The organism is Roseateles sp. GW821-FHT02E12, assembly GCF_059421665.1.
This window is the reverse complement of sequence record NZ_JBWKVK010000001.1, coordinates 1221116-1236615: the sequence shown is the minus strand read 5'-3', so window position 1 is coordinate 1236615 and position 15500 is coordinate 1221116. Positions and strand designations below refer to the sequence as shown.

The window sequence follows — 15500 nt, the reverse complement described above, 5'->3', positions numbered from 1 at the left end:
CCTGACGCCATGAAGCGCCGCGATTTCTCCGCCCTGCTCGCCACCACCCCTCTCGCTGGCGCCGCCGGCACCGCCCTCGCCCAGGGTGGCCCCGTCGAGGGCCGCCACTACATGGTGCTGAACCCGCCGCTGGCAACCACGCCGGGCAAGATCGAGGTGGTCGAGTTCTTCTGGTACGGCTGCCCGCACTGCTTTGCCTTCGAGCCCGCCATCGAGGCCTGGGCCAAGCAGCTGCCGGCCGACATCGCCTTCCGCAAGGTGCACGTGGCCTTCCGCGCCAACGTCAAGATCCACCAGCGCATGTTCTACACGCTGGAAGCCTTGGGCAAGGAAGCCGCCACCCGGCCCGCCATCTTCAACGCCATGCACCAGCAGGGCCAGGCGCTGGACGACGCCAAGAGCCAGGCCAAGTTCCTCGCCCCCCTGGGCGTTGATCCGGCCAAGTACCAGGAGACCTACAACTCCTTCGGCGTGCAGACCAAATGCACCCAGGCCGAGAAGCTGTCCGAGGCCTACCGCATCGACGGCGTGCCCAGCATCGGCATCGGCGGCCGCTTCCTGACCTCGCCCGGCCAGGCCGGCGCCGGCCAGCGCGTGTCCGAGCTGGAACTGGGCCAGCGCGCCCTGCAGATCACTGACTTCCTGATCCAGCGCGCACGTAATAAGGCATGAGCGCCGCGCCGGGCCGTCCCAAGCAAGCTCGCTCCCGCTTGGCGAGACAGGCCGCAGGCCGAAGGGTGCACACATGAGGCGCCGCGACGCCACCCTTGCGCTGACGACGGCTGCTCTGGCACCCGCTGTCTGGGCGCAGGGCGGCCCGGTCGAAGGCAGGCACTACGCGCGCCTGGGCCAGTCGCTGCCAGGCACGCCCGGCAAGATCGAGGTCATCGAGTTTTTCTACTGCTACGCCCTTGATCCCTTGATCGAGGCGTGGGTGCACCAGTTGCCGGCTGACGTGAGCTTCCGACGCGTGCCGGTGGGTGCCCAAGCGGTGCTGAAGCTGCACCAGCGCATGTTCTACGCGCTCGAAGCTATGGCAGCACTGACGCCGGCCGTGCATGCCGGCATCTTCAACGCCTTCCACCGCGCCGGTGTCGAGGCCAATGACGAGGCGGCGGTCGTCGCCCTCGTCGGCAAGCTGGGCGTGGACACCGCCAAGTTCAAGCTGGCCCTCGGTTCCTTCGGCGTGCAGACCAAGGTGAGCCAGGGCATGAAGCTGGCCGAGCTCAGCGGCGCGGACACCGTGCCCGCCCTGGTCGTGGCGGGGCGCTGGCGCACCGGCCCAGGCATGGGCGGCACGCCGGGGCAGAGCGAGGCCGCTCAAGGCCAGCAGGCGCTGGCCGTGGCGGACTTCCTCATCAAACAGGCGCGCAGCGGCAAAACTTCATGAGCTTTTGCTGACGCACTTGCCGCGAAGGAAAGGCTGATGACGGCAGCAGGCCCCTAGAATGGCCTGCAACTTCCGTGCCGCCATGCAACGCCTCCTGATCCCGCTCGCTCTCGTGCTCGCCCTCCCTGCCGCCCAGGCAGAGAAGGCCGACCGGCTCAAGCCCATGATCTTCACGGCCGAGAAGCAGGGTCGGCTGGACGGCGTGAACCAGCGCACCGAGCTGCTGGGTAACGTCATCATCACCAAGGGCAGCCTGCTGCTGAAAGCCGAGAAGGTGGACGTGCGCGAAACCCGCGACGGCTACCACCAGGCCTATGCCAGCGGCGTCGCCGGCCAGCCGGTCAGCTTCCGCCAGGCGCGCGACCTGCCCGGCGAGGCCGTTGACGGCGTGGCCGACCAGCTCGAATACGACACCAAGACCGAGACCGTGCGCTTCATCGGCAACGCCACCGTGCGCCGCCTGCGCGGCACGGCCGTGGCCGAGGAAGTGACGGGCGCGGTCATCGTCTATGACAGCCGCACCGAGGTCTTCACGCTGGAGGGTGGCAGTGCGTCGCCCAACCCCAACGGCCGCACCCGCATCGTCATGATGCCGCGCCTGCAGCCGGGCGACGAAGCGGCCTCCGCGCCGGCAGCGCCCCTGCCGCTGAAGCCGTCGACGACGCTGCAGCCGGGCAAGCCTTCGTGATGGCAGACGCGTCCGTCAACCCCACGGGGGCGACGCCCGCCTGCGGCAGCCGGCTCGAAGCCGAGGGCCTGGCCAAGAGCTACGGCGTGCGCAAGGTCGTCAAGAACGTGCATTTGCGCGTCGACTGCGGCGAGGTCGTCGGCCTGCTGGGCCCCAACGGCGCCGGCAAGACGACCAGCTTCTACATGATCGTCGGCCTCGTCCGCTCGGACGCCGGCATCATCCGCATCGACGGTGCCGAGGTGCAGCGCCTGCCCATCCATTCGCGTGCACGCCTGGGCCTGAGCTACCTGCCGCAGGAAGCGTCCATCTTCCGCAAGCTGACTGTCGAGCAGAACATCCGCGCCGTGCTGGAGCTGCAGCAGGACGATCGCGGCAAGGCGCTGTCCAAGGGCCGCATCGACGAGCTGCTGAATGGCCTGCTGCACGACCTCTCCATCGAAGGCCTGCGCGACAGCCCGGCGCCGGCGCTGTCGGGCGGCGAGCGCCGCCGCGTCGAGATCGCCCGGGCGCTGGCCACACAGCCGCGCTTCATCCTGCTGGACGAGCCGTTTGCCGGCGTGGACCCCATCGCGGTGCTGGAGATCCAGCGCATCATCGGCTTCCTGAAGAGCCGCAGCATCGGCGTGCTGATCACCGATCACAACGTGCGCGAGACCCTGGGGATTTGCGACCGCGCCTACATCATCAGCGAGGGCGCCGTGCTCGCTGAAGGTACGCCCGACGAGATCGTGGCCAACGCCGACGTGCGCAAGGTCTATCTCGGCGAACACTTCCGCATGTGACCATGAAGCAAACGCTTCAGGTCCGCCTCAGTCAGCACCTTGCGCTGACGCCCCAGCTTCAGCAATCCATTCGCCTGCTGCAGCTGTCGACGCTGGAGCTGCACCAGGAAGTCGAGCAGATGCTGGCCAGCAACCCGCTGCTCGACACGGAGGAAGAGTTCTCCGTCAGCACGCCCGAGCTGGCCTCGAATGCGCCGGCCGAGAGTGGCACCGAGGCTTCTGCGGGTGAATCGGAAAGCAGCGGTGAGGTCGCCGAGGCGCCCGAACTGAGCGCCGAGGACTTCGGCGGCACCGAGCGCGAGGACTGGGAGAACGGCACCGAGCGTGACGACTTCGACGGCATCCGCGAGCTGCCCTCCAGCAGTGGCAGCGGCAGCGGCGAGGACGACGGCGAGCGCGAGAGCCAGGAGTCGGCCGAACTGACCCTGGCCGAGCACCTTGCCCAGCAGCTGGCGGGCCACTACCTGTCGGCCGAGGACCGCGCCGTCATCCAGGTTCTCATCGAATCCCTGAACGAAAACGGCTACCTCGAAGACCCGCTGGAAGAGATCGCCGCGGCCCTGACCGAGGACGACGAGATGCGCGAGGAGCTGCTGGACCGCCTGCGCATCGGGCTGCACCTGCTGCAGAGCCTGGAGCCCGCTGGCATCGGCGCGCGCAACCTGTCCGAATGCCTGGTGCTGCAGCTGCGCGCGTCACGCCCCTGCCCGGCCCAGGCCCTCGCCGTCGTGATCTGCAAGGGTCATCTCGAACTGCTGGCCCGCCGCGACATGCGCCGGCTGATGGCCGAGACCGGTGCCGACGAGACGCTGCTGCGCGAGGCGCAAGGGCTGATCACCAAGCTCGAACCCAAGCCCGGCCGCCGCTTCGCGCAGGGCGCCGCCGCGGCCATCGTGCCCGACGTCATCGTGCGCAAGGTGGGCCGCGAGTTCCGCGTCATGCTCAACCCCGAGGTGGCGCCCAAGCTGCGCATCAACGATCTCTACGCCAACGCGCTGCGCGCCACGCGCGGTGGCATCAGCAACTCGCCGCTGGGTGGGCAGTTGCAGGAGGCGCGCTGGTTCATCAAGAACATCCAGCAGCGCTTCGACACCATCCTGCGCGTCAGCACGGCCATCGTCGAGCGCCAGCGCGGCTTCTTCACGCATGGCGCACTGGCCATGAAGCCACTGGTGCTGCGCGAGATCGCCGACGAACTGGGCCTGCACGAATCCACCATCTCGCGCGTGACGACGGCCAAGTACATGGCCACGAGCTGGGGCACCTTCGAGCTGAAGTATTTCTTCGGCTCGGGGCTGTCGACGGAAGCCGGCGGCGAGGCCTCCAGTACGGCCGTGCGCGCGCTGATCAAGCAGTTCGTCGCGGCCGAGGACATCAAGAAGCCGCTGTCCGACAGCGCGCTGGCGGCGATGCTGGAAGAGCAAGGCATCCAGTGCGCGCGGCGCACGGTGGCCAAGTACCGCGAAGCGATGAAGATCGCGCCGGCGAATTTGCGCAAGGCGCTCTAGGCGCCGCTGCGGCTTCAGCCCTGCGGCATGGCCTCCTTGCGCCACTCCCGCGGCGACTGCCCCGTGTGGGCGCGGAAGGCGCGTGACAACGCAGCCTCGCCGCCGTAGCCCACATCCGCCGCGATGTGCTTGAGGGCCCGGCCCTCGCGCAGCCCCTTCTGCGCCAGGCCGATGCGCCAGCGCTGCAGGTAGACGCCCGGCGTGCAGCCCACCACGTCGCGGAAGGTGTTGGCGAACACGGTGCGTGACATGCCCGCCGCCGCCGCCAGCTCTTCCAGCGGCCACTCGCGTTGCGGCGCCTCGTGCAGGGCCACGAGGGCGCTGCGCAGCTTGGGATGAGACAGCCCGGCCAGCATGCCGGATTCCACCTGACCCTGCGTCATCAGCTCGCGCAGCACCCAGATCAGCAGCACCTCGAAGAGCCGGTCCAGCATCAGCTGGCGACCGCAGTGGGTGGCCTCAGCCTCCGCAAATAGTTGCTCCAGCACTGGCGCACAGCCAGGCACCGAGGCCAGCGGCAGGCAGACCCACGGCGGCAGCGCCGCTGCGATGGGGTGGCTGGCGCCGCCCTCGAAGGCCATGTGGGCACACAGGAACTGCGCGCCGCAGCTCGGGTCCGTCACGAAGCGGTGCGCCAGCGGGCGGGGGTAGAGCAGCAGGCTGGGCTCGGCGATGCGCAGCGGCTCGGGCGTGCCGTGGTGCACCTCCACGCCGCCCTCGCGGATCAGGTGCAACTGCCCGCGCCCCGCCTGGGGCTCCAGGCTGTTGACGCCGCACAGCGGCCCGGTCTGGAAGGTCTCGGCGCGCACGGCGAAGTGCGTGAACAGGGCGGCAAGTCGGTCGGCCATGGTCAGTACGGAATGCAAAGTTAAAAGTACTTTATGGCATTTCAGGTACGCGCATCGTCGGCACAGTTCGTTCTGTCGCAAGACCACTCGAACCCCCACCCTCAACGACGCCCCCCAGGAGCCCACCATGACCCGCCAACCCGCTTTCAACCGTGCCCTGCTGCAACTGCTGACCGGCGCCGCCGTGTTCGTCGGCGCCTCGGCCCAGGCCCAGTCCTATGTGACCGACCCCGAGTCGGGCCAGGGCGTCAGCGTGCAGTCCACCGTGTCGCGCGCCGAGGTGCTGGCCGACCTGAAGATCTACCAGGAGTCCGGCCTGGCTGCCGCCGAGCGCACGGCCGCCGAGACCGGCCACAACCCCGCCGAACTGCAGGCCGCCCGCGCGCGCTATGCCGCGCTGCGCCAAGGCGAGCGCTATGCCGCCCTGGTGGCCGAGTACGCCGCACGCCGCGGCGAGACCGTCCGCGCCCCGGCCAAGGCCTGATCGCCGCCACGCCATCGCACCCCATCACCCTCGGAGCCCCACCATGAACGCCTTCACCCGCCTCGCCCTCGCCGCCACCATTGCCATCGGTGGATTCGCCGTCCAGACCCAGGCCATCGCCGCCCCGACAGCCGCCGCCGCGGTGGCCAGCCAGTACGTGGCCGCCGCCGACGGCACGCCTCTCTACGTCAAGGACTGGGGCCCCAAGACCGGCCCGGTCGTCGTCTTCAGCCACGGCTGGCCGCTGAACGCCGACAGCTGGGAATCGCAGATGCAGTTCCTGGCCGAGCGCGGCTTTCGCGTCATCGCCCATGACCGCCGCGGCCACGGCCGCTCGGGCCAGCCCTGGGCCGGCAACACCATGGACCAGTACGCCGACGACCTCGACGCCGTGCTGCGCACCCTGGACGTGAAGCGCGCCACGCTGGTGGGCTTCTCCACCGGCGGGGGCGAGGTGGCCCGCTACATCGGCCGCCATGGCACGGCGCGCGTCGCCAAGGCCGTGCTGGTGAGCGCCGTGACGCCCATCCTGGGCGCGAGCCCCACCAACCCCAACGGCGTGCCCGAAGCCGTGTTCGACAGCCTGCGCAAGGCCTCGCTGGACAACCGCGCCCAGCTCTACAAGGACATCGCCGGCGGCCCCTTCTTCGGCTTCAACCGCCCGGGCGCCAAGCCGTCAGCGGGGCAGGCGGACAGCTTCTATGTGCAAGGCATGCAGGCCGGCAGCAAAGCCACCTACGACAGCATCGAGGCCTTCTTCCATTCCGACTTCCGCGAGGACCTGAAGAAGTTCACCATCCCGACGCTGGTCATCCATGGCGCGGACGACCAGATCGTGCCCATCGAGACCACCGGCCGCGCGACAGCCAAGCTGGTCAAGGGTGCCCGCCTGATCGAGTACGCCGGCGGCCCGCACGGCATCACCGACACGCACAAGGACCGCCTCAACCAGGACCTGCTGGACTTCGTGCGCCAGTAAGCAAGACGATGCCGCCGGACTGAACCCGGCGGCATTCAGTCCTTGGAAGGCCCAGTCTCCGGCGCCAGCGGCTCGAAGACGAACCGCATCCCCCGCGTGTAGCTCTCCGCCTTGGTCCCCGCATGCCGCTCGCCGTCGATGGTGCGGTTCTGGAACACCAGCCCCGGATGCTTCAGCTCCGGCAGCAGCGCCTGGTAGCGCTTGATGCCGGCCAGGAAGCCGGGCCACTCGTACTCCGCACCTGTCACATAAAGCCGTGCCTTGATGGGCTTGCCGGTGGCGGCATAGGCCTTGGCCTGGCCGATGATCCAGTCACCCCCCACCACCACCGCCGGGCTGGCCGCGATATAGCCCTTGAAGAGATCGGGCTTGGCATACATCGCGTGCAGCACGAACAGACCGCCCAGCGAGCTGCCGGCCACGTAGCGCTGGGCCGGGTCGGCGCGGTAGTCGCGCTCCACGAGCGGGAAGATGTCCTTCTCCAGCGACGCGATGAATTTGTCGGCGTTGCCGGTGCCGAAGGCCAGCGGCCCCAGGCGCACCGGCGACAGCTCCCAGCCGCGCAGGTCGCCGTAGTCGAGGTTGTCGCCCGCATAGCCCAAGCCCACGATGATGAACTCCGGCACCACCTTGTCGTAGTTCAAGTTGCTGTAGGAGCTGACGACTGTCGAGAAATCCCAGTAGCCGTCGGTCACGTAGAGCACCGGGTAGCGGCGCTTGGGGTCCTTGGCGAAGGACGCCGGCAGGTGGACGTGCAGCTGATAGCTGCGGCCATCGGCGTTCTTGGGCAGGGCGCGCAGCTGCGTGTTCGGAACCGCGTGCGGCGGGTAGCTCGGCGGGCTCTGCGCTTGCGCCTGGAACGCAGTGAACAGGAAGGCGAGGGTCAGGACGAATCGCTTCATGGCAGGCGGCGCACGCGGAGGATGGCAACGCTGTCAGTTTAGAGGGCGGCGACAATACGCTCGTGAGCCTGCCCAACAAACTTTCCCTGTTCGTGTCCTGTGCCGGTGGCGTCGAGCCGCTGCTCGAGGAAGAGCTGAAACGCTTCCTGCCGCCCGGCGTGCGCAGCAAGGTGGAACCTCTGCGTGGCGGTTGCGGCCTGGTCGGCAGCCTTGAAGACGCGATGCAGATCAACCTGGAGAGCCGCCTCGCGCAGCGCGTGCTCATCGAGCTGATCGAAGGCCCCTACCGCCACGAGGACGATCTCTACGTGCTCGCCGGTCGCGTCGACTGGAGCGACTGGATCACGCCCCGGCACACCATCCGCATCGACACCATCGCGCAGCGCTCACCGCTGAAGAGCCTGAACTTCACGACGCTGCGCATCAAGGACGCGATCTGCGACCAGCTGCGCGAGCAGACCGGCGAGCGCCCCAGCGTGGACACGCATTCGCCCGACCTGCCCGTGCTGCTGCACGTCGGCCCCGAGCGCGCGGCGCTGTACGTGGACACCTCGGGCGAGCCGCTGTTCAAGCGCGGCTGGCGCATCGACAAGGGCGACGCACCGCTGAAGGAGACGCTGGCCGCCGCGATGCTGGCCGCCGCCGGCTGGCGCGGTGAGAGCGCCCTGCACGACCCCTGCTGCGGCTCCGGCACCATTCCCATCGAGGCGGCGCTGATCGCCTGCGACTCCGCACCCGGCCTCACGCGCCGCTTCGCCTTCGAGCGCCAGATCCCGTTCTCGACGCCCGCGATGAAGACGACCTGGGCGGCGTTGACGCAGGCCGCCCGCGCGCGCATCCACGCGCCGGCCGTGCCGATTTACGCCAGCGACGTGGCCTTCCGCATGGTCGACTTCGCGCGCCGCAACGCCGAGCGCGCGGGCGTGGCCGCCTACATCCAGTTCAACGGCGGCGACGCGCTGGAGCGGCCCGCGCCCCAGTTGCCGGAAGGCATGGCCGGCAGCATCCTGATGAACCCGCCGTACGGCGAGCGCATCGAGGTGCGCGGCAAGGCGGCCATGTCCCGGGACGCGCAGGGTTCCGAAGAACTGGACGCCGGCGACGACTTCTTCCCGCGCTTGGCCTCCCACTGGAAGCGCCAGTACACCGGCAACCCGGCCGGCTGGACGGCCTGGATGCTGAGCCCCGACATGAAGCTGCCCAACAAGATGCGGCTGAAGGAGTCGCGCCGCGTGCCGATGTGGAACGGCCCCATCGAATGCCGCCTGTTCCGCTTCGACCTCGTGAAGGGCTCGGCGCGCAAGCCGACCGAAGGCGATGCGCCTGCGTGAGCTGATTGCCGCGACGGCACTGGCGCTCACGGCCGTCGCCGTGCAGGCTGAACCCTGCACGCTGGTCTTCGGCCAGGGCCGCAACCCACCCATGAAGGGCGGCCCAGACTGGGACGGGCTGAATCAGCGCTTCAACGCCGCCGTGGCCAACGCGCTGGATGCCGATGGCCGGCGCGTCATCCCGATGACGGCGTCTGCCGTGCAGATCGACCCCGAGGCCGCCGGCATCGCGCTGCTGCGGGAGGCCGACCGCCTGAACTGCGCCACCCTCGTGGAGACCGCCGCATTTGCCGACGAGCAGGACACGCTGGTGCTGCGCCTGCGCGTGTACCCGCTGCTGCCGACGCTTGGCGACGGCGGCGCCATCGTTGGCCTGCGCATCGGGACGCCGCTGTTCGTGACGCAGCGCGACCTGGACCTGAAGGCGCTGCTACGCCTGAAGCCTGAGCTGGTCGGCCAGCAGATGGCCGCCGAGTACGTTCAGCACGACCGTCGCTGATAAAGCGCCAGACCGGCAAGAGCCGCCGCGCACAGCGCGATGGGCACGAGGCTGGCCCAGTTCATCCATTGCCAGCCACCCGTCGTCACCAGCGCGCCGGATGAGAACGAGGTCAGCGTCATCGTTGCGTAGACGCCGGTGTCCAGCAGGCCTTGCGCACGCGTCTTCTCTTCCGGGCGATAGGCCTGCGTGAACAGCGTCGTGCCGCCGATGTAGAGGAAGTTCCAGCCCACGCCGAGCAGCAGCAACGCGCCGAGGAAGTGGTGCAGATCCTGCCCTGACAACGCGAAGGCGACGCAGCCCAGATTGAGCGCCACGCCGGCCCACATGACGGGGAGAACCCCCACGCGCTTGATCAGCGCCCCGGTGAAGAAGCTCGGCACGAACATGCCGAGCACATGCCACTGCAGCACCATGCCGGCATCCGAGAACGGCAGGCCGCACTGGCCCATCGCGATCGGCGTGGCCGCCATCAGCAGGTTCATGACGCCGTAACCCAGCGCACTCGCCGCCAGCGCCACCAGGAAGACCGGTTGCCGCGCCAGCTCGGCGCTGCTGCGGCCGCCGGCGCCAGGCGCGGGCTGGGCGAGCGCCGGGAAGTCGATCAACGAGATCAGCACCAGGCCGGTCAGCGCGACGCCCATCAGCAGCAGATAGGCACCCGCAAAAGGCGCCACGAGCAGGTTCTTGCTCGCCCCGGCCAGCCAGGGCCCGAGGATGGCACCCAGGCAGCCGCCGCCCAGTACCCAGGAGATCGCGGCCTCGCGCTTGGCCGGCGCGACGAGTTCGGTCGCCGCAAAGCGGTAGAGCGCGGCGTTGGCCGTGTAGTAGCCGGCGATCAGCGTCGCCAAGACCACGCCCCAGAACTGCTGGTTCAGCACGCTCCACAGCGACATCGCACAGCTGACGAGGGCGACGCACAACCCAATCTGAAAGCCACGCCGGCGCCCGAAGCGCAGCTGGTGGCGGCCGACCATGCGCGCCATCAGCGCGCCCCCGGTCACATAGGCGCAGATCGGCAGCGTCGCCATCCACGGCCGCGGCGCCAGCGACAGCCCCACGAGGCCATTGATGGCCATGAAGCAGATGTTGTTGGTGAGGAAGAGGCCCTGGGCGAGGACGAGAAGAGCCAGCTTACGGTTCACGCCAGCACCGCCCGGCCGCCCGAAGGCGCTGGAGCACTCCCTTGGGGGGCAGCGCGCGAATGCGCGCGTGGGGGCCTCATGTCAAAGCGAGCCAGGACAGGACGGCCAGCGGTGCCGTGTCGGCGCGCAGGATGCGCGGGCCGAGGGTGACGGCAGCAAATCCGCGGGCGCGGGCGGCGTCTTCTTCGGCATCACCCAAGCCGCCTTCGGGGCCGCTGAGAAAGAGGGCGCGCTGCTGCGGAAAGTTGCTCAGCGGTACGGCGGCACGCGGGCTCAGCAGGCCACGCCATTCGTCGTCGCGTTGTGGAAGCGCGGCAAGCCAGGCCGCCAAAGGCATGACGGGTTCGACGCGCATCGGCACGGTGCGCCCGCTCTGCTCGGCCGCGGCGATGGCCACGCCCTGCCAATGCGCGCGCTTCTTGTCGGCGCGCTCGCCGGACAGGCGCAGTACCGAGCGATCGGACACGAGCGGCTGCAGCGCCGCAGCGCCGAGCTCCGTGGCCTTCTCGACGATGAAGTCCATGCGGTCATTGGCCGGCATGACGACGGCCAGCGTCACCGCACGGGCCAGTTCGCGCTGCGGCTGCTCGGCCTGGATCAGCTTGACGCGCACCTCGCTGCGGCCCATGGCCGTGACCTCGGCCCGCCATTCAGGGCCGCTGCCGTCGAACAAGGTCAGCGCGTCGCCCGGCTGCAGACGCAGCACCTGGACGTGGCGCGCCGCACCGGGTGGCAGGGCGATGTCGCCATCGGTGGCGGCGAGGGGCTGATCGACAAAGAAGCGGGGCAAGGCGGAACGGGCTGGGCTGATGGCCCGCCAGTGTCCCAGATCAGCGCAGGCCGAGTGCGTCGCGCACGGCGGCGGCGGCAGCGTCGCCCTTGGCCTTCTGCACGCGCTCGACGAGCTGCAGCGCCAGCGCCTGGAGTGCCCCCAGGCTGTCGGCGCGCTCGACTTCCAGCGCGAAGGCGTAGCCCTTGAAGGGGCCGAGCAGCTTGGTCGCCTCGCCGCTCAGATAGGTGTACAGGGCGGCACGGTCCAGCAGCGGTGAACCGCCGGCAATGGCCGGGCTGCCCGATGCGGGCGCGGCGACGGGCGCCGCGGGAGCAGCTGCCGGCGCCGGTGCGGGCTGGGGCGCCAGCGGCTGGCCGCCCGCATTCTGCGGCGCGATCAGCCCGTGCTGGCGCAAGGTTTCGAGATCGGCCTCGGTCGCCCCGGTGACCATGCGCACCCAATCACCCGCCGCCTTGCTGGCATCCAGCACGAGCAGCAGATTGCGCGCGGTGCGGGACAGCGGGAGGGTGCGCGCGCGGATTTCCGCGCGGCCGGCGTCAGTTTTGGAATGCAGCTGGTCGAGCACGTTGTCAGACCTCGCCCACGGACGGGATCACCGGCCGCAGGCCATCGGGGGGAAGCTTCAGCTCTTGTCCCGCAATTCCCTGCGCAGGATTTTGCCCACGGGCGTCTTGGGCAGCTCGGTGCGGAACTCAACAATCTTGGGCCGTTTGTAGCCCGTCAGGTTGGCCTCGCAATAGGCCCGCACGTCGGCCTCGCTGACATTCGGGTCTTTCTTCACGATGACGACCTTCACGGCCTCGCCAGCCTTGGCGTCCGGCACGCCCACGGCGGCGCATTCGAGGATGCCGGGCATCTGCGTGAGCACATCCTCGACCTCGTTCGGATACACGTTGAACCCGCTGACGAGGATCATGTCCTTCTTGCGGTCGACGATCTTGAAATAACCGCGTTCGTCGACGGTGCCGATGTCGCCGGTGCGGAAATAGCCGTCGGCCGTCATGACCTTGGCCGTCTCATCCGGGCGCTGCCAGTAGCCGGCCATGACCTGCGGGCCCTTGATGGCGATCTCGCCGGGCTGGCCCATGGGCACTTCGTTGCCGTCGTCGTCCAGCAGCTGCAGCTCGGTCAGCGGCATGGGCAGGCCGATGGTGCCGCTGTAGGCGGTGCTGTCGGTCGGGTTGCAAGTAGCCGACGGCGAGGTCTCCGAGAGGCCATAGCCCTCGACGATGGGGCAGCCCGTCTTCTCGAGCCACAGCTTGGCCGTGGCCTGCTGCACGGCCATGCCGCCACCCACGGAGATGACCAGCTTGCTCCAGTCCACCGTGCCGAACTCGGCATGGTTGGCCATCGCCATGAACAGCGTGTTGACGGCCGGGAAGCTGTGGAAGCGGTGTTGGGCCAGTTCCTTGAACACGGCCGGCAGGTCGCGTGGGTTCGGGATCAACACATTGGCGCCGCCCATGTGCATGGACAGCATCATGTTCGTGTTGAAACCGAAGATGTGATAAATCGGCAGCGCGCAGATGGTGACGACCTGTTCGCCCTTCGGAATCTTCTTGAGCGCAGGCTGGTACCATGCTTCGCTTTGCAGGATGTTGGCGACGAGGTTGCGATGCAGCAGCACCGCGCCCTTGGACACGCCCGTCGTGCCGCCGGTGTACTGCAGCACGGCGATGTCCTCGGGGCCGAGCTTGGGCGCCTTGTAGGTCAGCCCGCGGCCCTTGGAGATGGCGTCGTTGAAGCGCACGGCGCCGGGCAGATCGAACGCCGGCACCATCTTCTTCACCTTGCGCACGACGTAGTTGACGATGCTGCCCTTGACCAAGCCCAGCATGTCGCCCATAGCGGCGAGGATGACGTGCTTCGTCGGCACGTTCTTGATGACCTGCTGCAGCACCGAGGCGAAGTTCTCGATGATGACGATGGCCTTGGCGCCGGAGTCCTTGAGCTGATGCTCCAGCTCGCGCGGCGTGTACAGCGGGTTCACGTTGACGACGACATAACCCGCTCTCAGCACGGCGGCCACGGCCACTGGGTACTGGAACAGGTTGGGCATCATCAGCGCGACGCGGTCGCCCTTCTCCAGGCCCAGGCTCTGCAGATAGGCGGCCAGCGCGCGCGAGGCCTCGTCCACCTGCGCGAAGCTGACGCTCTTGCCCATCATCAGATAGGCAGGCTTGGCGGCGTTCTTCTTGAACGAGGTGTCGAGCAGATCAACCAGGCTGGGGTACAGCGACAGGTTGATGTCACGCGGCACCTCGGCCGGGTAGTGCTTCAGCCAGATCGGCTCCATGCCTTGTCTCCTTCTATTTGTTGAGCCGATTCTGACCGAAGGCTGACAGTGGGCGGGTCAGGGGATTCGATAGCGCGGCCTAGGGGGCCGCGCCTAAGTCAGGCCGCGGTTGTTTATTCGACCGCCTTCAGCATGTCCTCGACGACCTTCTTCGCGTCGCCGAACACCATCATGGTCTTGTCCATGTAGAACAGCTCGTTGTCCAGGCCAGCATAGCCGGCCGCCATCGAGCGCTTGTTGACGATGATGGTCTTGGCCTTGTAGGCCTCGAGGATGGGCATGCCGTAGATGGCGCTGCCCTTCACGTGGGCAGCGGGGTTCACGACGTCGTTGGCGCCCAGGATGATGGCCACGTCGACCTGGCCGAACTCGCCGTTGATGTCTTCCATCTCGAAGACCTGGTCGTAAGGCACCTCGGCCTCGGCCAGCAGCACGTTCATGTGGCCGGGCATGCGGCCCGCCACCGGGTGGATGGCGTACTTGACGGTGATGCCCTTCTCGGTAAGCTTGGCGGCCAGTTCCTTCACGGCGTGCTGGGCGCGCGCCACGGCCAGGCCGTAGCCCGGCACGATGACGACGCTCTCGGCATTACCCAGCACGAAGGCCGCGTCGTCGGCGCTGCCGCTCTTGACCGGGCGGGCCTTGCCGTCACCCACGGCCGCCGTGCCGGCCTCGCCACCGAAGCCGCCCAGGATGACGTTGAAGAACGAGCGGTTCATCGCCTTGCACATGATGTAGCTCAGGATCGCGCCCGAGCTGCCCACCAACGAGCCGGAGATGATCAGCATGCTGTTGTTCAGCGAGAAGCCGATGCCTGCCGCCGCCCAGCCGGAGTAGCTGTTCAACATCGAGACGACCACCGGCATGTCGGCGCCGCCGATCGGGATGATCAGCAGCACGCCCAGCAGGAAGCCCAGCGCCACGATCAGTCCGAAGTCGATCGGCGACTGCGAGTGCCAGAAGCCGAACACAAAGAAGGCCGAGGCCAGGCCCAGCACGGCGTTCAGCGCATGCTGGCCCTTGAACGTGACCGGCGCGCCCTGGAACAGGCGGAACTTGCTGCCGCCGGACAGCTTGCCCCACGCAATGACCGAACCAGTGAAGGTGATGGCGCCGATGAACGCCCCCAGGGCCAGCTCGATGCGGTTGCCGCCGGGAATCGCGTGCCCGCCCGCCTCGGCGATGCCGAAGGCTGCGGGCTCCGCAACCGCTGAAACCGCGATCGCGACGGCGGCCAGACCGATCATGCTGTGGAAGAAGGCGACCAGCTCGGGCATCTTGGTCATCTCGACCGTCTTGGCCCGCCAGGCACCGTAGCCACCGCCGACCACCAGGCCCAGCAGCACCCAGGCCAGGCCCATGCCGTGGCCGGCCAGCTTGACGATGAGCGCCGCCGTCGTGAGCACGGCGATGGCCATGCCCACCATGCCGAAGAGATTGCCGCGGATGGACGTCGTCGGATGCGACAGGCCCTTGAGCGCCTGGATGAAGCAGATGCTCGCGATCAGGTAGAGCAGCGTGACGAGATTGAGGCTCATTGCTTGGCCTCCACGCTGGTCTTCTTTTCCTTCTTCTTGAACATCTCCAGCATCCGCCTCGTGACGAGGAAGCCGCCGAAGATGTTGACCGCGGCCAGCGCGACGGCCAGCACGCCCATGCCCTTGGCGAAGGGCGTTTCGGTCAGCGCCGCCGCCAGCATGGCGCCGACGATGACGATGGCCGAGATCGCGTTCGTGACGGCCATCAGCGGCGTGTGCAGCGCGGGCGTCACGGTCCAGACCACGTGGTAGCCCACGTAGATGGCCAGCACGAAGATGATCAGGTTGATGATGGTGTGGTCAACGATTTCCAT

At 68.4% G+C, this 15500-nt stretch carries 17 protein-coding genes; 9 read left to right on the top strand and 8 right to left on the bottom strand.

Annotation, left to right across the window (positions count from 1 at the left end):
- Positions 1-9: 9 nt before the first annotated feature.
- From AC07V5_RS05880 to AC07V5_RS05860, 5 genes are all read left to right on the top strand, one after another.
- Positions 10-672, top strand: a complete 663-nt coding sequence (locus AC07V5_RS05880; RefSeq protein ID WP_495114690.1) for a thiol:disulfide interchange protein DsbA/DsbL — start codon at positions 10-12, stop codon at positions 670-672.
- A gap of 73 nt (positions 673-745) precedes the next feature.
- Complete coding sequence (locus AC07V5_RS05875) at positions 746-1390, top strand: thiol:disulfide interchange protein DsbA/DsbL (RefSeq protein ID WP_495114689.1); 645 nt, start codon at positions 746-748, stop codon at positions 1388-1390.
- An 82-nt stretch (positions 1391-1472) separates the two neighbouring features.
- Complete coding sequence (gene lptA, locus AC07V5_RS05870) at positions 1473-2078, top strand: lipopolysaccharide transport periplasmic protein LptA (RefSeq protein ID WP_495114688.1); 606 nt, start codon at positions 1473-1475, stop codon at positions 2076-2078.
- Positions 2078-2863, top strand: coding sequence for an LPS export ABC transporter ATP-binding protein (gene lptB / locus AC07V5_RS05865; protein WP_495114687.1), 786 nt, complete (start codon positions 2078-2080; stop codon positions 2861-2863). Before lptA ends, lptB begins: the two co-directional genes overlap by 1 nt.
- 2 nt (positions 2864-2865) lie before the next feature.
- Positions 2866-4371, top strand: a complete 1506-nt coding sequence (locus AC07V5_RS05860) for an RNA polymerase factor sigma-54 (RefSeq protein WP_495114686.1) — start codon at positions 2866-2868, stop codon at positions 4369-4371.
- Positions 4372-4385: 14 nt separating this feature from the next.
- On the opposite strand, the gene AC07V5_RS05855 is transcribed toward AC07V5_RS05860, so the two are convergent.
- Positions 4386-5219 carry an AraC family transcriptional regulator gene (locus AC07V5_RS05855; protein WP_495114685.1) on the bottom strand — a complete coding sequence of 278 codons (834 nt, stop codon included), beginning with the start codon at positions 5217-5219 and terminating at the stop codon, positions 4386-4388.
- 127 nt (positions 5220-5346) lie between these two features.
- Here AC07V5_RS05855 and AC07V5_RS05850 point away from each other — a divergent pair, with 127 nt between their 5' ends.
- Positions 5347-5703 carry a hypothetical protein gene (locus tag AC07V5_RS05850; RefSeq protein ID WP_495114684.1) on the top strand — a complete coding sequence of 119 codons (357 nt, stop codon included), beginning with the start codon at positions 5347-5349 and terminating at the stop codon, positions 5701-5703.
- A gap of 43 nt (positions 5704-5746) precedes the next feature.
- Complete coding sequence (locus AC07V5_RS05845) at positions 5747-6682, top strand: alpha/beta fold hydrolase (RefSeq protein ID WP_495114683.1); 936 nt, start codon at positions 5747-5749, stop codon at positions 6680-6682.
- A gap of 35 nt (positions 6683-6717) precedes the next feature.
- On the opposite strand, the gene AC07V5_RS05840 is transcribed toward AC07V5_RS05845, so the two are convergent.
- Positions 6718-7584: an alpha/beta hydrolase gene (locus AC07V5_RS05840; RefSeq protein WP_495114681.1), complete on the bottom strand. Its 867-nt coding sequence runs from the start codon at positions 7582-7584 to the stop codon at positions 6718-6720.
- Between the two features lie 62 nt (positions 7585-7646).
- Here AC07V5_RS05840 and AC07V5_RS05835 point away from each other — a divergent pair, with 62 nt between their 5' ends.
- Together AC07V5_RS05835 and AC07V5_RS05830 are read left to right on the top strand one after the other, a co-directional pair.
- On the top strand, positions 7647-8915 hold the full coding sequence (locus tag AC07V5_RS05835; RefSeq protein ID WP_495114680.1) for a THUMP domain-containing class I SAM-dependent RNA methyltransferase: 1269 nt from the start codon (positions 7647-7649) through the stop codon (positions 8913-8915).
- Positions 8902-9414: a hypothetical protein gene (locus AC07V5_RS05830; protein ID WP_495114679.1), complete on the top strand. Its 513-nt coding sequence runs from the start codon at positions 8902-8904 to the stop codon at positions 9412-9414. The genes AC07V5_RS05835 and AC07V5_RS05830 overlap by 14 nt, the downstream gene beginning before the upstream one ends.
- Here the strand turns inward: AC07V5_RS05830 and AC07V5_RS05825 are convergent.
- The 6 genes from AC07V5_RS05825 to AC07V5_RS05800 all read right to left on the bottom strand — a co-directional run bounded on the left by AC07V5_RS05825 (position 9396) and on the right by AC07V5_RS05800 (position 15500).
- Positions 9396-10559 carry an MFS transporter gene (locus AC07V5_RS05825; RefSeq protein WP_495114678.1) on the bottom strand — a complete coding sequence of 388 codons (1164 nt, stop codon included), beginning with the start codon at positions 10557-10559 and terminating at the stop codon, positions 9396-9398. The genes AC07V5_RS05830 and AC07V5_RS05825 overlap by 19 nt on opposite strands.
- A 76-nt stretch (positions 10560-10635) precedes the next feature.
- Positions 10636-11349 (bottom strand): 16S rRNA (uracil(1498)-N(3))-methyltransferase, encoded by a 714-nt coding sequence (locus AC07V5_RS05820; protein ID WP_495114677.1) that lies wholly within the window; start codon positions 11347-11349, stop codon positions 10636-10638.
- 40 nt (positions 11350-11389) lie between these two features.
- Positions 11390-11917 (bottom strand): hypothetical protein, encoded by a 528-nt coding sequence (locus AC07V5_RS05815; RefSeq protein ID WP_495114675.1) that lies wholly within the window; start codon positions 11915-11917, stop codon positions 11390-11392.
- 57 nt (positions 11918-11974) lie between these two features.
- Positions 11975-13648: a long-chain-fatty-acid--CoA ligase gene (locus AC07V5_RS05810; RefSeq protein WP_495114674.1), complete on the bottom strand. Its 1674-nt coding sequence runs from the start codon at positions 13646-13648 to the stop codon at positions 11975-11977.
- A 113-nt stretch (positions 13649-13761) separates the two neighbouring features.
- Complete coding sequence (locus AC07V5_RS05805) at positions 13762-15186, bottom strand: NAD(P)(+) transhydrogenase (Re/Si-specific) subunit beta (RefSeq protein WP_495114673.1); 1425 nt, start codon at positions 15184-15186, stop codon at positions 13762-13764.
- On the bottom strand, positions 15183-15500 hold the full coding sequence (locus tag AC07V5_RS05800; RefSeq protein WP_495114672.1) for an NAD(P) transhydrogenase subunit alpha part 2: 318 nt from the start codon (positions 15498-15500) through the stop codon (positions 15183-15185). The genes AC07V5_RS05805 and AC07V5_RS05800 overlap by 4 nt, the downstream gene beginning before the upstream one ends.